The 15,768-nt window shown below is 67.9% G+C and carries 7 protein-coding genes and 1 pseudogene; 3 read left to right on the top strand and 5 right to left on the bottom strand.

The features are described 5' to 3' along the window. Positions 1–93: 93 nt before the first annotated feature. Positions 94–549: an ATP-binding protein gene (locus ACZ5VQ_RS18300; protein ID WP_469105776.1), complete on the top strand. Its 456-nt coding sequence runs from the start codon at positions 94–96 to the stop codon at positions 547–549. Between the two features lie 249 nt (positions 550–798). Here the strand turns inward: ACZ5VQ_RS18300 and pglX are convergent, their stop codons facing one another. Continuing rightward, complete coding sequence (gene pglX, locus ACZ5VQ_RS18305; protein WP_469105777.1) at positions 799–4,479, bottom strand: BREX-2 system adenine-specific DNA-methyltransferase PglX; 3,681 nt, start codon at positions 4,477–4,479, stop codon at positions 799–801. Between the two features lie 112 nt (positions 4,480–4,591). After that, entirely contained in the window at positions 4,592–9,316 is a 4,725-nt protein-coding gene (gene pglW, locus ACZ5VQ_RS18310) for a BREX system serine/threonine kinase PglW (protein ID WP_469105778.1), read from the bottom strand. 268 nt (positions 9,317–9,584) lie between these two features. On the opposite strand from pglW, the gene ACZ5VQ_RS18315 reads away from it, so the two are divergent. Further along, positions 9,585–10,640, top strand: coding sequence for a beta family protein (locus tag ACZ5VQ_RS18315; protein ID WP_469105779.1), 1,056 nt, complete (start codon positions 9,585–9,587; stop codon positions 10,638–10,640). Between the two features lie 12 nt (positions 10,641–10,652). Here ACZ5VQ_RS18315 and ACZ5VQ_RS18320 read toward each other — a convergent pair whose 3' ends face one another. The 3 genes and pseudogenes from ACZ5VQ_RS18320 to ACZ5VQ_RS18330 form a co-directional block, all read right to left on the bottom strand. Further along, positions 10,653–11,015, bottom strand: a complete 363-nt coding sequence (locus tag ACZ5VQ_RS18320) for a hypothetical protein (RefSeq protein WP_469105780.1) — start codon at positions 11,013–11,015, stop codon at positions 10,653–10,655. 339 nt (positions 11,016–11,354) lie between these two features. Further along, positions 11,355–13,247: a DNA/RNA helicase domain-containing protein gene (locus ACZ5VQ_RS18325; RefSeq protein ID WP_469105781.1), complete on the bottom strand. Its 1,893-nt coding sequence runs from the start codon at positions 13,245–13,247 to the stop codon at positions 11,355–11,357. A 270-nt stretch (positions 13,248–13,517) separates the two neighbouring features. Further along, positions 13,518–14,039 (bottom strand): annotated as a pseudogene (locus ACZ5VQ_RS18330) (HD domain-containing protein); the annotation flags it as partial. A gap of 617 nt (positions 14,040–14,656) precedes the next feature. Between ACZ5VQ_RS18330 and ACZ5VQ_RS18335 the strand changes: the two are divergent. After that, positions 14,657–15,673, top strand: a complete 1,017-nt coding sequence (locus ACZ5VQ_RS18335) for a protein NO VEIN domain-containing protein (RefSeq protein WP_469105782.1) — start codon at positions 14,657–14,659, stop codon at positions 15,671–15,673. Positions 15,674–15,768: the final 95 nt, after the last annotated feature.

The following is a 15,768-nucleotide window of genomic DNA, read 5'->3' on the forward strand; positions in this document are numbered from 1 at the left end:
TGTCTCGCGGCATTCTGCTGCACGGAGCAAGGGCAACCCCTCGGATCGGTGAGGGAGTTGGCCGCGAGGAACCGACCCGCCTCAGGGGGCGTCATGGCAGACCGCGACAGCTCGAACGAAGTGCACTTCCGGATTTCCCGCCACCCCAGGGGCGTGGGCTGGTCGCGGTCGATACTCCGGGAGGCGCTCGCGGGCTGGGGCATGGAGCAGGGCGTCACGGAGGCGGCAGAACTCGTGCTGTCCGAGTTGGTGACCAACGCGCTGCGGGTCCCGGTGCCGAGAGATCGGCAGGTCGGCGTGGGTTTCGTCTACGACATCGAGGTCGGGCTACTGCGCCTGGAGGTGAGCGATGTGGGGGCGGGGTGCCCGGAGTTGGGGTCGCCGGGGGAGGACGAGACCTGCGGGCGTGGCCTGCTGCTGGTGGACGCGCTGGCCGACCTGTGGGGTGTGCACGATAGGGAGGGCGGGATCGGGAAGACGGTGTGGGCGCAGTTCAAGGCGCCGCAGACGGCGATCTTGCCGGTGGGTGGTGCGGTGTCCTCTGGGTGAGGGCGTGGCCGGGGATTCGAAGTGGCTTGCTGGCGCGGGGAATTGGTGGATTTGGGCCAGGGGGTGCGTTGGTGAAGGTGGGCTGCGAACGGTGGGGCTGGCCCAGATCCACCAGTCTCACCCGTGGTGGCCAGCGGCGACCGTGCCACCGCCCCCGAGTGCACTGCTCGACCCCGGCCGTCTCCTGCGAACGCCCTGCTGAGCGTCCAGCGGTTGATGCGCTGGGCCCCAGCAGGGCGTGGGTGGACGTCAGTTCTTCGTGGCAGCGCCACCGCTCCGGCCCCGCTTGGCAGGTGCGGGACGCCAGGCGCGCAGGTCGTCATCGGTGAGACCGTGCTCGCCTTGGTACACGGAGCGGTGCCCGGCGAAGAAGGCGGCGGGGGAGCCGCTGTACAAGGCGTCGAACTCGTTGTGCCACTGATCGAGCCAGGGCTGGAGTTCGAGCAGGCCAGCGAGGAGCGGGGTGATCTCCTCCTTGGTCAGCCCGTGCACGGTGAAGTACGTGGCGAGCGCCTGCGCCTGCTCCCGGTGGTCCCAGCCAGCCCATCCGAACAGCTCGGGGGTACCGGAAACGGCACCGGTCGAGTAGGAGATGAACCGCTCCTTGGGCACGTCAAGCTTGCCGCGTGCCCGCCAGTAGGAGGGCTTGAGGAAATCGGCCGAGGTGTACTTGGGCGGCACGGGAATGGAGTCCCGGATCTTCCGCTTCTCAGACTCTGTCTCGGCAGCGTCCTCCTTGCGCTGAAGCTCCCAGACGTTCTCCCAGTCCTGGCGCTTCTTCAGGGCGGCGGGCTTGTAACGGAGGGCAGCGAGGAAGGGGACGTGCTCTTCGGCGAGGAGCCCGGACACGACGGTGGCCAGCTCGGTGTGGGGCGCGTACAGCTCGGTTACGGAGGCGAAGTCCGCGTCGCGGGAGAGGATGTCGGTGAGCTGGGACCGGGTGCGGATGGTGGGCTGCCCGTCCTCGTCGAACCAGTGGTCACGCTTCTCGATCCGGTCGAGCAGCCAGGACTGAAGGGCTTTCTTCTGAAGGGAGTCCCATCCCTCGGTCGCCCATCGCCGCTTGTACTCGGGCCGCTCGATCATGCCGATGGCACGGCTGGACTCGATGACGTCGATGCGCTTCTGTACGACGGCCTTGTAGTCGTCGGACCAGTGAGCGGGCAGCTCCGTGATGGGCGTGGACCCGTGCCGCTTGAACCACTCCCCGGAGGCCTCTCCCTTTTTCACCCGCCGAGCGAGCACAATCTCGAAGGCTCGCTCGCCGAGGGCGAGTCCGGGAACCTCGGTTTCGGGGGCGCGCAGGTCTTCGGCGTGCAGGTTATAGAGGGAGTAGACCTGCCAGTCGAGTTCCTCTTGGAGGGCGATCATTTGGGCTCGGATAGAGAGCCACTTGGCTTGGGTACTGAGGAAGAAATTAGCGGATGGGGAAAACGACCCAGAAGTTACCAGGGTGAAAGGTTGAGTTTCTGTCAAGCGCTCACTCAACTGATTGAGTTGATCGGCGAGGTCGATATGATGCATTTTCGGCAGAGGGAACTTGGCGACGCTGGATCCGTTGAATTGGTAGAAGTCTTCGAATGGAATGGTAGTTTGGCGGGCTCCGCGAGCGTCGACTGTACTGCCTTTACTGTGGCACATCATCTTAAGCCAGAAGCAGGCGGTTGAGCTGTTGAGTAGCCCAAAAAGCTTCAGGTGGTCCGACTCGCCCGCGTCCTTGGAGAGTTTAATTAGAGGTGCAGTCTGCTTGAATGCGCATTCCCCTCTATCGAGTGCGAAATGATTGTGTGTAGCTACTTCCGCGAAAGGGATGGACCATTTATGTGAATCGATATCCTTGGGGATCTGATGCCACTCCCACCACGGGCGCCCGTCGCCGAAATATGTGCCTCCAGAAAATGTCGCCCGCCCCCCCAGTTCTGTGCGGTTGGGCCAGATCCATTTGAACAATTCAGGGAATTCTTGGACGTCTTCCAGCTGACGTTTCTCGGTGTACGGGTGGATCGCGAAGTTACCCTCGGAAAAGCTGAAGTCGCGCACTTCGTCGCCGACTACGAGACGCCTGACGTGAATATCCTCAATGTTGGCATTTCTGAACGCTTGTAGTGGAGCAACCATGGCATCGTCTGCCCCTATGATTCCATAGAATCCAATGCGAGAGGTTCTGCTCTGCAGGGTGGATTCTTTGGCTTTGTCAAGCATTTCGATCAATTCTCGCCCGCCGTCGGCGAGAACCCACGGTTGATTGCCAAAATATCGCTGCCGATCGAGATCTCCCACGGAGACCCATTTGCTTGTTTTCCCTGGATCATCAATCAGGTTCTTGATGGCATGCCAAACCAATCCATCTTCATCCTGTTTGGGAACGCGTGGCTCGCCCTGAACGCTACGAACAGTCCGAATGGTCTCCCTTCGTGCACTCCCAGCCCGTCGCCGCCCCACCAAAATTACAGTCGGCGTCCCGTGCCCAGGAATATAAGCACCAGAGGTGTCAATCACCTCAGTCAACTCCACCTTATGTGCGAAGTACTCCTCGATCAGCTTCGTCCCGAACTCCCGCTTCATGAAAGAGTTCGCGGTGATCTGCCCGACCATCCCATACCCGCGCCCATCAGGCTCCCCAACCTTCGCCAGCTGGAAAAACCGCTCGGCGAAAGGGACCGACAATGCATACTTGCCAGCGCAAGACTTGTAAAGCTCTCGATAAAGAGAATTAAGCTTCTTGTCCTTGACGGTAATATACGGCGGATTCCCCACCACCACGTCATACCGCCCAACGTCAAGAATCCCCTTGAACTCGGCCTCGTGCACATCCTCAGTAGCGTAAGAGAACTCCGCCAGCTCGTCCTTCTGCTCCGCGCTGAACTCCAGTTCCCCCTGCCCCGCAACCCCCCGCACGCCAAACTCCAGCTGCCGAGCCTTGATCAGTGAGTCGCCCACCGCCAGGTGCACAGGCCAGTCGTACCGCCCAGCCTCCGCCAGCGTCCGCACGTTCGCCGCCGCCATCGCAGCCATCAGCAACCGGAACCGAGCGATAGCCACCGCGAACGGATTCAGGTCAACCCCGTGCACGGAGTCAAGCGCGGCCCGCACCAGCTCGTGCGGGTCCTTGCCCGGCACCTTCTCCGTCCACAAGTCCACCATCCGCTCGAACGCGCCCAGTACGAAGTGACCGGACCCACACGTGGGGTCGATCATCTTCAACTCGCCGAAACGGGAGCCTAGTTCACGCACCACCGGATTCATCGTCCGGTCGAGGATGAACTTCTCCACGAACCTGGGCGTCTGAAGCAGCGCGTACGTCTTGCGGGCCGCCTCCGACAGATCCTGGTACAGGTCACCCAGGAACCGTGTGTCCCAACCCTTCTTGCGGTCCGGGCTCAGCGGGTCGGTGAAGTCGTGGACCAGCTGCCCCTCCTCGTCCCGCTCCTTCCAGAACTCCACGAGGGTCCGAGCCCCGCCGTGCGACAGCGGAATCTGGTACAGCGGGTTGTGGCGACCGTCGAAGAGCAGCTTCCCCGCCTGACCCGCGCCGAGTTCCGCGAACGCCCGCTCCAGCCAGCCCCGGTACGTAGGGTCGGCGCCCTCGGAGTCGTCAGCCACGTACTGCGCGTACCGTGCCTCCGCCAAGTCCTGGCGCTCCTGATCCGGACCCGCGAGATACGGCTCGGGAATCAGCCGGTTGTCCTCGCAGAACCGTACGAACACCGTGCCGAGCACCCACGCCACGGCGACCTGGGTGACCCGCTCCTTGAGCCAGTCGTTCCACGTCGCCGCCGTACGCTCCAGCTCCCGCGCCCTGTTGTACTCGGCCCGCAGTCGGGCGCCCACCTCGTGCACCGCACTGACCTGCTCGGTGAGGTCCACCTCGACCGCCTTGACCCGCTTGATCAGGTCGGCCAACAACGCCTTCGCCTCGCGGTCGATCACTTCGCCACATCCCCACTCGTACACCCGCTGACCGAGCCGCACCCGCCGCGCCGCCCGCGTCAAAACCCATGCCAGTCATGCCAGTCCAACGCCGGTCACACCGGCCCCACCACTACTCCGCCAACTGCCCCGCCGCCGCCCGATGCCGATTCCCCACCCACGAGTCCGGCAGCACGATCCACTCGCCCAGCCCCGCCTGATACGGCACCGCGGTCGTCCCCAGCCGAGGCGGACGCGTCGGGTCGCTCTGCGGGCACAGCAGCCACAGCCCCCGCCCGCCGCGCCGGGACCGCTCCGCCAGCCGGTCGAGGACGCCCATCGCGTCGTACCGGCCCAGCACCCCGGCGTCGGTCAGAAGCAGGGGTCCGCCACCACTCACCGAGCCGCCCGTACCCGCGCCCACGCCCGTCCCCAGCAACAGGTCAGCCAACCGCGGCTCCACCACTCCCCAAGCAGTCCGCGCGTACTCCGCGAACTTCATCGCCCCCCGAGACCCCGGCTCCGCCACGTCCGCCCGTACCAGCGTCTCCCACGTCGGCTTGGGACGCTGTTCGACCAGTTCGTGCAGGGCCGCCAGGAACAGCTCGGTCACCGAGACGACCCCGGCCTCGAAGCGTTCGCTGTCCAACTCCCGTACTGCCGCGCCCGCTTGAGCCGTCCGCACCGTCAGCACCCGGAACCCGTCCCGGCGCGACGACGACGTCAGCCGTTCCTCCGCCGCGACCGCACCGGCCAGCTCCGTGTCGTCGGCGTACCGGTGCGCGGCGATGGTGCCGGTGGCCACGCGGCGGGCGCCGGAGGACATGAAGCTCGACGCGTCCGCCAGCTTGCGCGGCAGATAGCGGGACGTCCGGGTGCCGGAACGGGTCGACAGTTCCAGGTCGAAGCCCGCCTCGCGCATAGCGGTCGTCAGACGGCCGCCCTTCGGGAGTTCGTGACTGCCCCGGTGGTCGAGCAGCTCCGGGAAGCGGGCCCTAACGCGCTCGTGGACCTCCTCCACCGTCAGGCCGGGCTGACGGGCACGTTCCAGGTCGGGGATGACGCGTACCAGGCCCGCCTGGGTGAGCCGCAGTGCCCGTACGAGCGGCAGGTCGCGTGGGTAGATCTCCAGGCGCGGGGTCGCGGCGGCGTTGCGGGAGGCCGCCGCCGCCAACTCCGCCGTGCGGCGCTCGTCCCAGTCGACGGCCGCGCTCGGCGGCGGGACGGCGCCCAGCTCGGACAGGACCGTCGTGGCGGTCGGCAGCGTCGGCTGCTTCGCCAGACGGTCGGCGATCCTGCCCAGGCGCTGGGCGTAGTCGAGGAGGCCCGGGGCTGACGGCGTCTCGGGGGCGTCCTCCTCGCCGACCTCCAGGGCCAGCAGGCCGGCGCCCATGGCCTCGTCGGACGCCTCGCGGTTGGGAGCGTGCCGGAACTCACTCTCGTCCGGCTTGAGTTGCTCGACCTCGACCACGGCGCGCACGGCCGCCAGGGCCAGGGCCCGCCGTTGCTCCCGTTCCTCCAGCTGGGTGCCCCGACGTACCACGAGCGCGTCGGCGATCTCGGCGGCCGAGGCCACACGGCCCAGGTCACGCAGCAGTTCGAGGACCTCGGCGCGCAGGGCCTGGACCGCAGGGTCCTTCTTCCACCGTCCGCGCTGGGTCTTCAGCATCTGCGGGATACGGCCCGCCGAGAGGCCGAGTGCCGCCGCCACGTCCTTCTGCTTCGGCCACACCCCGATGTCGGGCAGCTCGCCGCGCTCGTCGGGCAGGCGCAGGAGCAGCCGTACCATCTCGCACTCGTTGCGGTTCGCCTCGTCCTTCTTCAGCTCGGGGACGAAGACCGTGGCCAGCGCGTCCAGGCTGACCGTGCGCAGGGCGGCGGCGGGCAGTGAGCCCGCGCCTCCGCTGGCCGCCAGGGCGTGCGCTACGTCCGCCTCGGCCTGCGTCAGCTCCTCCTTCGCCGCTTTCCGGCCCTCGGGAGTCAGGGGCGCGGTGGGCCGCTCGGCGAGCTGTCGGCGCCACTGCTTGATCCGGCCCAGCACCTCCTTGCGGGTCTTGGCGCCCAGGCCGGGGGCGTTGACGAGCTGGCGCTGGCTGTAGTCGAGCAGCCCCCCGACCGTGTTCACGGGCAGGCCGTACACGAACGACTCGGCGGCCGGGCTCAGACCCGAGGCCGAGACCGGCGTGTCACGGTCCGCCTGACCGGCCAGCCGGTCGCGCTGCTGCTCGGCGGTCTCCTCCTCGGCGGCCTCGATCACCGGCTCCGCGCGCGCTGTCACACCGTCCACGGCGGCGGCTTCCGCCCTGCCCGGTGCGGCCGGCGCCGGACGCGGGCGCCGCGACGAGGGCTTCGCCTCGTCCATCGCCAGGAAGATCCGCTTCCAGGCGTCCCGCATCGGCTTGAGATCCTTGAAGCGCCGCGCCGCGTCCCGGTGCAGAGCCTGCTGGAAGAACGTCTCCAGCCCGTCGCGCACCGCCGGGTCGAAGGCGTCGACGGCGATCGCCGGATGCGGCTCCTTCTCCGGATCGGTCTGCCGGGCCGACACCCGGCCCCCGCCCCACAGCGGCAGCTCGCCCGAGGCCATCTCGTGCAGGGTGACGGCGACGGCGTAGCGCTCGGCGTGGGCGTCGTACACCGAGCGGTCGGTGAGATCCCCGATGAACGGGTCCAGATAGCCGTCCGTGCCCGCTCCCGTCTCCTTCACCGGGTAACCGGCCAGCGAGAAGTCGATCAGCACCAGCTCACGGGTGCGGTTCGGGCGGACGCGGATGGCGATGTTGTCCGGCTTGATGTCCCGGTGCCAGACGCCCTCGCCCTCCAGGAAGTCGACGGCGCCGAAGAGGTAGTCGCCGTACGCCTCCAACTGGTCCACGGTCAACCGGCCGGACTCGCGCAGCTGACGGGCGACGGTCTCCTCGCGCCGCCTGGTGCGGGAGGCGCCGGGAGCGGAGGCGTCGGCCTCGCGCTCGTCACCGACGTACTCCAGGACCAGGACCGTGCGGTTCGCGATGCGCTGCGGCTCGGGCTCGACGAGGCGGATGATGCGGGAGTCGGGGCGCAGCCGCCCCATGACCTCGGCCTCGTGCTCCAGCACCTCGCCGCAGCGGTCCGACAGCGCGACCTTCAGGACCGCGAGGGACTTGGAGAGCCGTACCTCGGGGCCCGCCGTCAGATCCCGTACCAGGAACGCGCGGCTGGTCGAGCCCGTCCCGAGCCGGCGTCTGACCTCCCAGCGGCCCGCCAGTACGTCGCCGGCGACCGCCTCAAGGGGGTCCTTCTCCGGTTCGGGCGCAGGTTCGGGTTCGGGGTCGGGTTTGGCCGGAACCGGAGTCGGAGCCTGCGGTGCGGCCGGGCGGGCGGGCTCGGTCAGGGTCTCCTCGACGACCTCCAGCATGTCCAGGAAGTCGTCCACCGAGGTCAGCCGGTCGTTGAGGCTGTAGGCCGTGGCCAGCTGCACCAGTTCGTCGATGTCCTCGGACAGGCCGTCGACCACGGCGCTGGGCCGCAGCCCCTCGCCCGCCTCGAAGCGGGCCACCAGCTCGGCCTGGCTGGCCGCCGGAGCCCTGCCGGTGGCCAGCAGGTAGGTGAGGACGCCCAGGCCGTAGACGTCGAGCGTGACAGGGTCGGCCTTCGGCGCGGTCAGTTCCGGTGCGAGATAGGGGTCCGCGCCCTCCGCGAGATGCGCGCCCGCCCGGGAGAACGTCGTCGGCGCGAACCGCTCGCCGCCGCCCACCCCGCCCGAAGCGGCGTCGCGCTGCACCGCGACCTGCCAGTCCGAGATCTGCACATAAGGGTTGAGCCAGCCCGCCTCCTCGCCGTCCGCCCCCGCGACGCGGCCCCGGGGCCGGGGCATCACGTGGATCGCCCTCGCCGCCAGCGTGCGGTGGTAGATCCGGCGGCCGTGCGCCGAACGCACCGTCTCCGCCAGCTGCCGCACCAGCGCCATCCTGGTCAGCACGTCGAGCTTGTCGCCGTACTGCGCCAGATACTCGTCCAGCCGCAGGGTCCGCGGATCGTAGTCGAAGATCAGCGCGGGACCCGCCGGATGCCCGGACGGGTCGTACTGCTTCAGCTGTACGACACCCGGGTGCCGGAACCGCCGCAATACCGCCGCCTCGCGCCGCGCCGCACGCTCCACCGAGGCGCGCTGCTCGGCGTCCGAGCCCCGTTCGCGCAGATAGACGCGGACCCGGGCCGCCTCGGGCAGTTCGCTGTGCCGGGCCAGGTAGTCCGCCCACGTAGGTCCCGAGTCGAACGACTTCCGGTCGAGCTGGTAGGGCCCCACCCGGTACTCGGCGTCACTGGGCGCGATGCCGATCCGCTGGAGGGCGTTCGCGATGGCGCGCGACTTCGGGGCGTCGATCCGGCGGCGTTCGTCGAGGGGCGGGCGCTCCAGCATCTCGGCGAGCTTGGGCACCGTGAACAGGCCGTGCTGGTCGTGCGCGGGCAGACGGTTGCGCAGCGTGGAGTCGGTGAAGCACACGGCCTCCGACACCCACACCGACACACCCTCGCGGCGCAGCAGGGAGGCCAGCTCCTTGGCCTTCCGGTTCGCCAGATGGAGGGGATTGCCGTGGGAGACCTGCCGGCCACTGGGCTGGGTCTGCAGCCAGGACCCGTTGCGGGACTCGACCGAGCCGTGCCAGTCCTTCAGCTCGATCAGGTGCACCCCGCCGGGTGCGATGACGAGGAGGTCCACCTCACGGACGTGGCCGGTGCCCGCGGTGAAGGTGAAGTTGGACCAGGCATGCCAAGGTTCGTTGTTCTTGTCCCGGAGCTTCTCGCGGATGGCCGTCAGGCCGCGCCGCTCGTGCTCGAACTGGGATTCGGTGACCGTGACCCACCGGCCGTCCCGCATACGTGATCCCCGCTCATCTCGCCCAGCCGCCCCGACCAATGGTGCCCGGACGGCGAAAATCGCCCCTCGCATGCTACTGGGCGTGCACGGTCACTGCGGCTGCCCTGGCCACATACGGTCCCTCGGACACCGCTGAAGAGGCTCCCGGCCCTACGGGGCCATGGCCTGCGCGTTCCGGCCGGGTGACCGGAATTGCGCCCTTTCGGTATGCATCACCCCGTCTCACTCTGGTCCCAGACTGCCGCGGGGCAATGTGGAGGGGGCCACCATGTCCGGACCGCTGTACGTTCCCGTCCTGCCCACGCGCCCTCACGCCGTCGCCGCGGTCAAGGATCTCGCCCCACGAGCACGTGACCGGACAGCTCCCCTATGGACGCTCCCGGCCATGACCGCCGAGGACGCAGAGGAACTCCAACAGGCGGTGGACAAGGAACTCCGACGGGTCGCGGCCGTACAGAAATACACCCCGGCGTGGCTTGACGCCCCGCACGCAGACCTCGGCAAGCGTGCCTACGCGGATCTGCTCCCCTCGTACTGGTCCCACACAGCGCTCCGGCCGGTCACCGACCCGGACCTTCCCACAGCCCACCAGGCCGTGGCCGTGGCCAGCGCCCGCGACGGCGGCAACGGCCTCGGCATACGGATACGGCTGCCCGTCGTCTGGAACGACGAACTCGCCGAACGCACCGCGGCTCTGCTCGCCAGGACGGGTCGCGAGGTGCGAGTGGACCTCCTTCTCGACCTTCAGACGGTGCTCCCTGGCCGTCCCGACGCCGACAAAGAAGCGCTGCGAGCGCTCGACGCGCTGGTGCCGCTCGCCTCCTGGCGAACGATCGCCGCCCTGGCCGGTGGCTTCCCGGACGAAGTCGACAGGTTGCTCGACGGAGACCGGGGCGAGGCTGACCGCGCCGACTGGGACACGTGGCACGAGATACGCGCGAGCGGGAGGTCGTATGCGGAGTTCGTTCGTTACGGCGACTACGGCACGCTTCCCGCCCGCAATCTCGGCAGGGCGTCGGACGACAGTGATCGGTCGCGGTTCGGACTGCTCCGGTACACGGCGGAACGCTCCTTCCTGCTCGCCCGCTTCTGGGCCGAGAACCGGGGCGAAACCGGTGCCACGAGGGAAGCGGCGCGGTGGATCACCGAGTTCCCGGACTTCCGGGGCGAGGGGGCGAGCGCGGGCGACCGCTGGTATCAGCAGTGCGCCCGGACCACGGGTTCCAAGGGCACGGGTAACGCCGGGACGTGGAACCAGGTCGGCAACGTCCAGCACATGACGTACATCGTCCGCTGTTTGGCCGGGGACGCGGAGCGTCCCTGAGGGCGGCAGCGGTCAGTGACTGCCCAGCGCCTGGCGCAGGTCGTTCGTGAACGACCGCCAGGACGCGAGCTGTCTGACGGGCCCTTCACGATCCAGCATCTGCAGGAGCCGCGCGCGATTCGCCGAGAAGCGGGTCTGGAGCTTCTGTAGACCGCGCCCCTTTTCCCCGCTGGCTGTGGCGATCGCCTGTTTGAGCAGTGCCTTGGGGTCCGTCACCGATTCCGCCCTTGCCGGTCTCGGAAGGTCGAGTGCCATCCTGCCGTTGGGGTTGCCTGCCACTTCGCGGATCGCTGACTGGTCGAGCAGCAGCCATGCCTCCAGCATCCGAACGGGGAGGTGTACGTGACGGCGTACGGCGTCACGGTGAATGTCCACGACCCGGACCCTGGCGCGCTGCCGAGGCGCCGGGCTACGCCGCTCGACAGTGCGGAGGCCGAAGCCGGGCGCGGGCTGGGCCTGATCGACCTGCTTGCGCCGGGATGGCACGTGCGGAGATCGGCGATTGGGAAGCAGGTGCGTTGCCGGGTGCCTGCTGAATCAGGGTGGAACTGAGGGACCCGTCCGAGTCCGGGGAGTAGGGCCGCGTCGTCCGGAAGCGCACCGCTCTCATTGGGCGGAATGACACCGGACGACGTCACGGACGGCGGGCGACCACGCAATCCCGGCGCTGGACCGCCCGGTGACACCGCATGAGTGCCTCTGGCGCACGTGGGACTACACAGGCGCCGGCACCTCGGCCCGGGATGCCGGATGAATGAGCGACCGCAGCTTCTCGCGGGTCTCCGCGTCCGTCGAGTAGAGGATCGTTCCGACCATTCCCCGTGTCAGCAGCACCTTGTACGTGTTGCGGATGAGCCGGTCGACGTCGTCGTCGGGTGTCGCCTTGGTGAAGGACGGGTCCTTCGAAGCCGAGCGGTCGACGACCCAGTGGTCCGTGCGCCAGACCAGGTCGGGGCCGATGATCACGCCCGACCAGTCGTACTCGAAGCCCTGCGCCGTGTAGACGCAGCCGACCTGGCCGAAGCCGGCCGGGTCGGTGGCCCAGAGAGGCGCGGGCGGTGCGCCGAGCACGGATCGGTCGCCGTACACGTTCCAGGGGCGGGACCATTGGCCGATCACGACGTCTGCGGGGAGTGTCGCCATGTCGGGGGTGACCTTCGTGGTCCATTTCCAGCAGTAGTCGGCCGACATGCGGGCGCCGAAATCCTCCTCCCGGCGCGCGATGAGGAAGCCCTCCAACTCCTGCGGCGTTTCGGCGGTCAGCAGCTGCAGTTTGCCGTCGGGCTCCCACTGGCTGGGTGTGCCGCCGTCCAGGCCGAGAAGGTCGATGACCCACTTCTCGTACGCGTCGCTGCCGCCGCACCGGAACTGGCCGTTCAGTTCCACCACTGTGCAGTCGAGGCCCTGCTCGGCGGCGGCGCGCTCGATCTCCTGCCGGGTCCCCATCTCGCCGGGCCGCACCACCTGGTGCTGGTCGAGCAGGAACACGGGGACCCGGGCCGCGTCAATCAGTTCCGCCACCTGGGGTCGTCCGGTGCGCAGCGCCGCCTTGGTGTAGCGGTTGGCGGACGTCTTGCGGAGGCGGTGGGCCTCGTCGCAGATCAGTACGTCGAGGTCGTTCGGCTCTGCGTCCATGAAGCTGTTGAAGTACTTGAACAGCTGCTGGACCTCACGCTTCTTGGCCCCCGCGATCCTGCGCATCGTCTTGGTGAACGACGCTGACCCGGTCGCGTGCAACGCGGGCACCCCGCGCCGGTACAACTCGCCCAGGACCGACAGCGCGATCACGCTCTTGCCGGATCCAGGACCGCCGGTCACCACGATCACCTGCTTGTGGTTGCCACGCTTGGCCTTGCGGACGGCGGACATCACCTTCTCGTACGCGACCCGCTGCTCGGCGATGAGCACGAACTGCTCGCGGTCGCGGATCTCGGCCGCCGCGACGGACATCAGCTGCTTCGACGGCCGTACCTTGGCGTCGAGCAGTACGTCGGCCACGTGTGCGCCGGGCTTCCCGGCGAGCCGCGAGCGCAGGAAGTCCAGGAAGGCGCCGCGCTGCTCTCCCGTGTACATCCGACCGTACTGGTTCTCCTCTACGCCCCTCAGCCCCGCGATCTGGAACTCGGTCGCGTTGTGCAGGAATGCCACGCCGGCCAGCGAGTTGGGCATCCGCTCCAACGCCCCGTTGAACGACAGCAGGTACTCGCAGTAGCCCCGCACCTGCTCGATCGGGTTGAGCACGGGCTGCGTGTACGCGTCGATGCGGCACAGCAGCGGCTCGTCCTCCTCCGGGTGGGCCGCGCTCCACTGCTTGAGTTCGACGACGACGTACGAAGGCTCGCCGGTTGTCGGGTGCACACCGGCGAGCAGGGCGTCCGCGCGCTTGCTGGTGAGAGGCAGGCTGTACTCGATGAGGACTTCGACATCGTCGAGCCCGGCCTCCACGAGTGCGTTGACGAGCGCCGGAAGGCTGCGTTCCCAGGACCGTATCTCCGTCGGGGCGGGCCTCCGGCCGTGCTGGTGACGGAAGTTCTCGGTCAGATGCAGCGCCAGCGACCCTTCGAGGAGGCGGGCGGCCACGGACGCCGCGGACTCACGGAACAGCAAGAAAATGCCCCCAGGCAGCACGAAGAAGACTCGTGCGGGCGGGGGCATGTCCTCCGATGTCCGCCGGGCAGGCGGATCAGGAAGCCCGTCGGGCCGCTGAGATGGTGTTCGCCATCCTAGGTGAGCGTGTCGATCACGTGGAGGGTGCTGGGGAGGGTTCGGGTAGGTGGTGCAACGGCGCGCGAAGCGAAGGTTGGGCGTGGTCTGCTGGCAACGGGACGGTCGCCCTTCGACCATCAGCACCTGGGCCGTGCTGCACGGCAGTTGGCGTCAGCTCTGCTTCTCGCCGAGAGCCGTGCGGAGCCAGTCCAGGGAGCCGGTCTCCAGTACGGCATCCGCCAGCGCGTTGGCGGTCTTGGTAGGCGGGCTGCGGCTGTTGTCGATCCAGCGCTGTGCGTGCTGGTAGCCCTGTGCCTTGTACTCGATCCCTTGGATCATGCACTCCAACTTGTCGGCGGCGCGTGCGCAGATCGCTTCCGGGGACTCCTTGGCCTCGCACTCGGCGACCAGGTCGCGTACCGCTTCGGCGAGGAGTTCGGGCATGCCGGTGACTTGGTCGGCCGTGATGTCGCGGGGGTCGGCCTCTCCGCCGGTGTACTTCTTGCCGAGGTGATTGACGTCGCCTGTGCCGGTCTCCTGGGAGTCGTGCCAGACGGCGAGGAACGCGGCCCGGGCCGGGTCGGCGCCTTCCAGCATCGCGATGATCGTCGCGATGAGGGCTGTGCGCCACGAGTGCTCGGCGACCTACTCGGGGTTCTGTATGGCGGCCATCTACCACCCGGTGCGAGCGGTACCAACGCTGGCCGACTGCTTTGCGAGTGGGCCACATTCACACGGGTGGCGGTGCCGGGGATCACCCGGACGTCGGCGCGGGCCAGGGCAAGTCATTCGGTGACCGCGCGGTCTCGCGTACGGCCGTGGCGAGTCCTTCGCTGTCGAGAACCAGGGTGCCGTCGAGTAGGGCAGCGGATCGCGTCACGCCGCGTTCGCTCCGTCCGGTGTTGTGTCGGCGTACAGGAAGGCGCCACGGAAAGCGTCGTGACCCGATCCCACGCCACGTTCGGCTCGGCGACGCGTTCCAGTACGGCCAGGAGGTGCAGCCTTGGTCGTCGCCTGCGAAGGCGTGCACAACGCCTGAGGACAGCCCTAACACTGCCCGGCAGGTGGGCGTCGTCCGTTGAGCCACTGGGCGTGTGTGGACGCGGGGCGCCATTTTGTTGAGCAGCGTGCTCTGAGCGGGCATTAGGGGAGCACTGAGGCGCCCTCCCGACCTGTGTCCGATTTGTGTTGCCAACTCGCCAACCCTTGGCTTTAGTTGTATGAAAATCTGATCGACATGTGCCATGGTCATGGCGCTCAGTCGATCGTTTGCGATCGGCGCAGAGGCCGGCGGTCACGGAGGAAGGCACTTGGCAAGGCACGAGGACAGCCGCAAGGGCGACGATCCTGTTCCCCTCCACGGTCCCTCGCGGACAGCCTCGTTCGTGATGGTCCACGTAGGTCAATCGTCCGGAGCCCAGCGCAACCTGCGGTACGGGATCGAAACCCGGTCGTGGGGGTTCCCGGTGTGGAGGCCCGAGTACCGGTCCGCGCGTCCACGCTTCGCCGTGCTGGCCACGGGAGTGGGTCCGCGCGTACAACTCGACGTATGGAGTACCAGGAAGATCACTCTGTACTTGTTCGAAGTACGTGAGAACTTCTACGAGGCAGAGGCCCCTCACTGGCCGGACGAGGAAGCCGGGAACACCATCAAGTACCCGGTGCGTTTTGGCATCGAGCCATTGGCTGTACTCCATGACGTCCGTCTCGATGAGGACGGGCCGCTTGGAATGGCCGCCAGTGACGCCATCCGTGTTTCGGGGACTCAACGAGGCATAGGCATGGTCGTCGACATGGACCCGCAGCCGTTGCTCGATGCGGCCGGGATCCCGGCGAACTGGTCCGAACAGCAGACGGTGGCCCTGAACCACACGCCCGGCTTCACCGCGGAGCAGGTGAAGCCGCCCAGGCAACCAAAGCGGCCCTCCAGGGGGGCGGGCTTCGTCTCCGACCCCAAGAAGCGCAAGGCCATCGAACTGCACGCGGAGGACATGGCGGCCGCTCACTACGAGGGGGAGGGCTGGACGGTCGAACGCCTTGGCAAGCCGTACGACCTCCACTGCACCCGTGACAGGGAAGAACGCCGCGTAGAGGTGAAGGGGACAACGGGAGCGGCCACGAGCGTCGACCTGACGATCAACGAGGTCGAGCATGCCCGGGACCCGCAGAACACCGTAGACCTATTTGTGGTCAGTGACATCAAGGTGGACTTGCGGACCGACAACTACACAGCGAGTGGCGGCAGGGTGTTGCACCTCCATGACTGGGCGCCGGCTGAGGCGGACCTGAGGCCGCGGAGCTTCGAGTACCGCCTACCGCTCGCCTGACTGCCCAGACGCACCTCCAGGGTCTCCGGGAGCAAGCCCCCGCTGGCCCCCTTGCCGTCGAGTCCACCGAGTCCACAGCCCATATGGAGATGGTC

This window comes from Streptomyces sp. NPDC033178, from assembly GCF_055577685.1.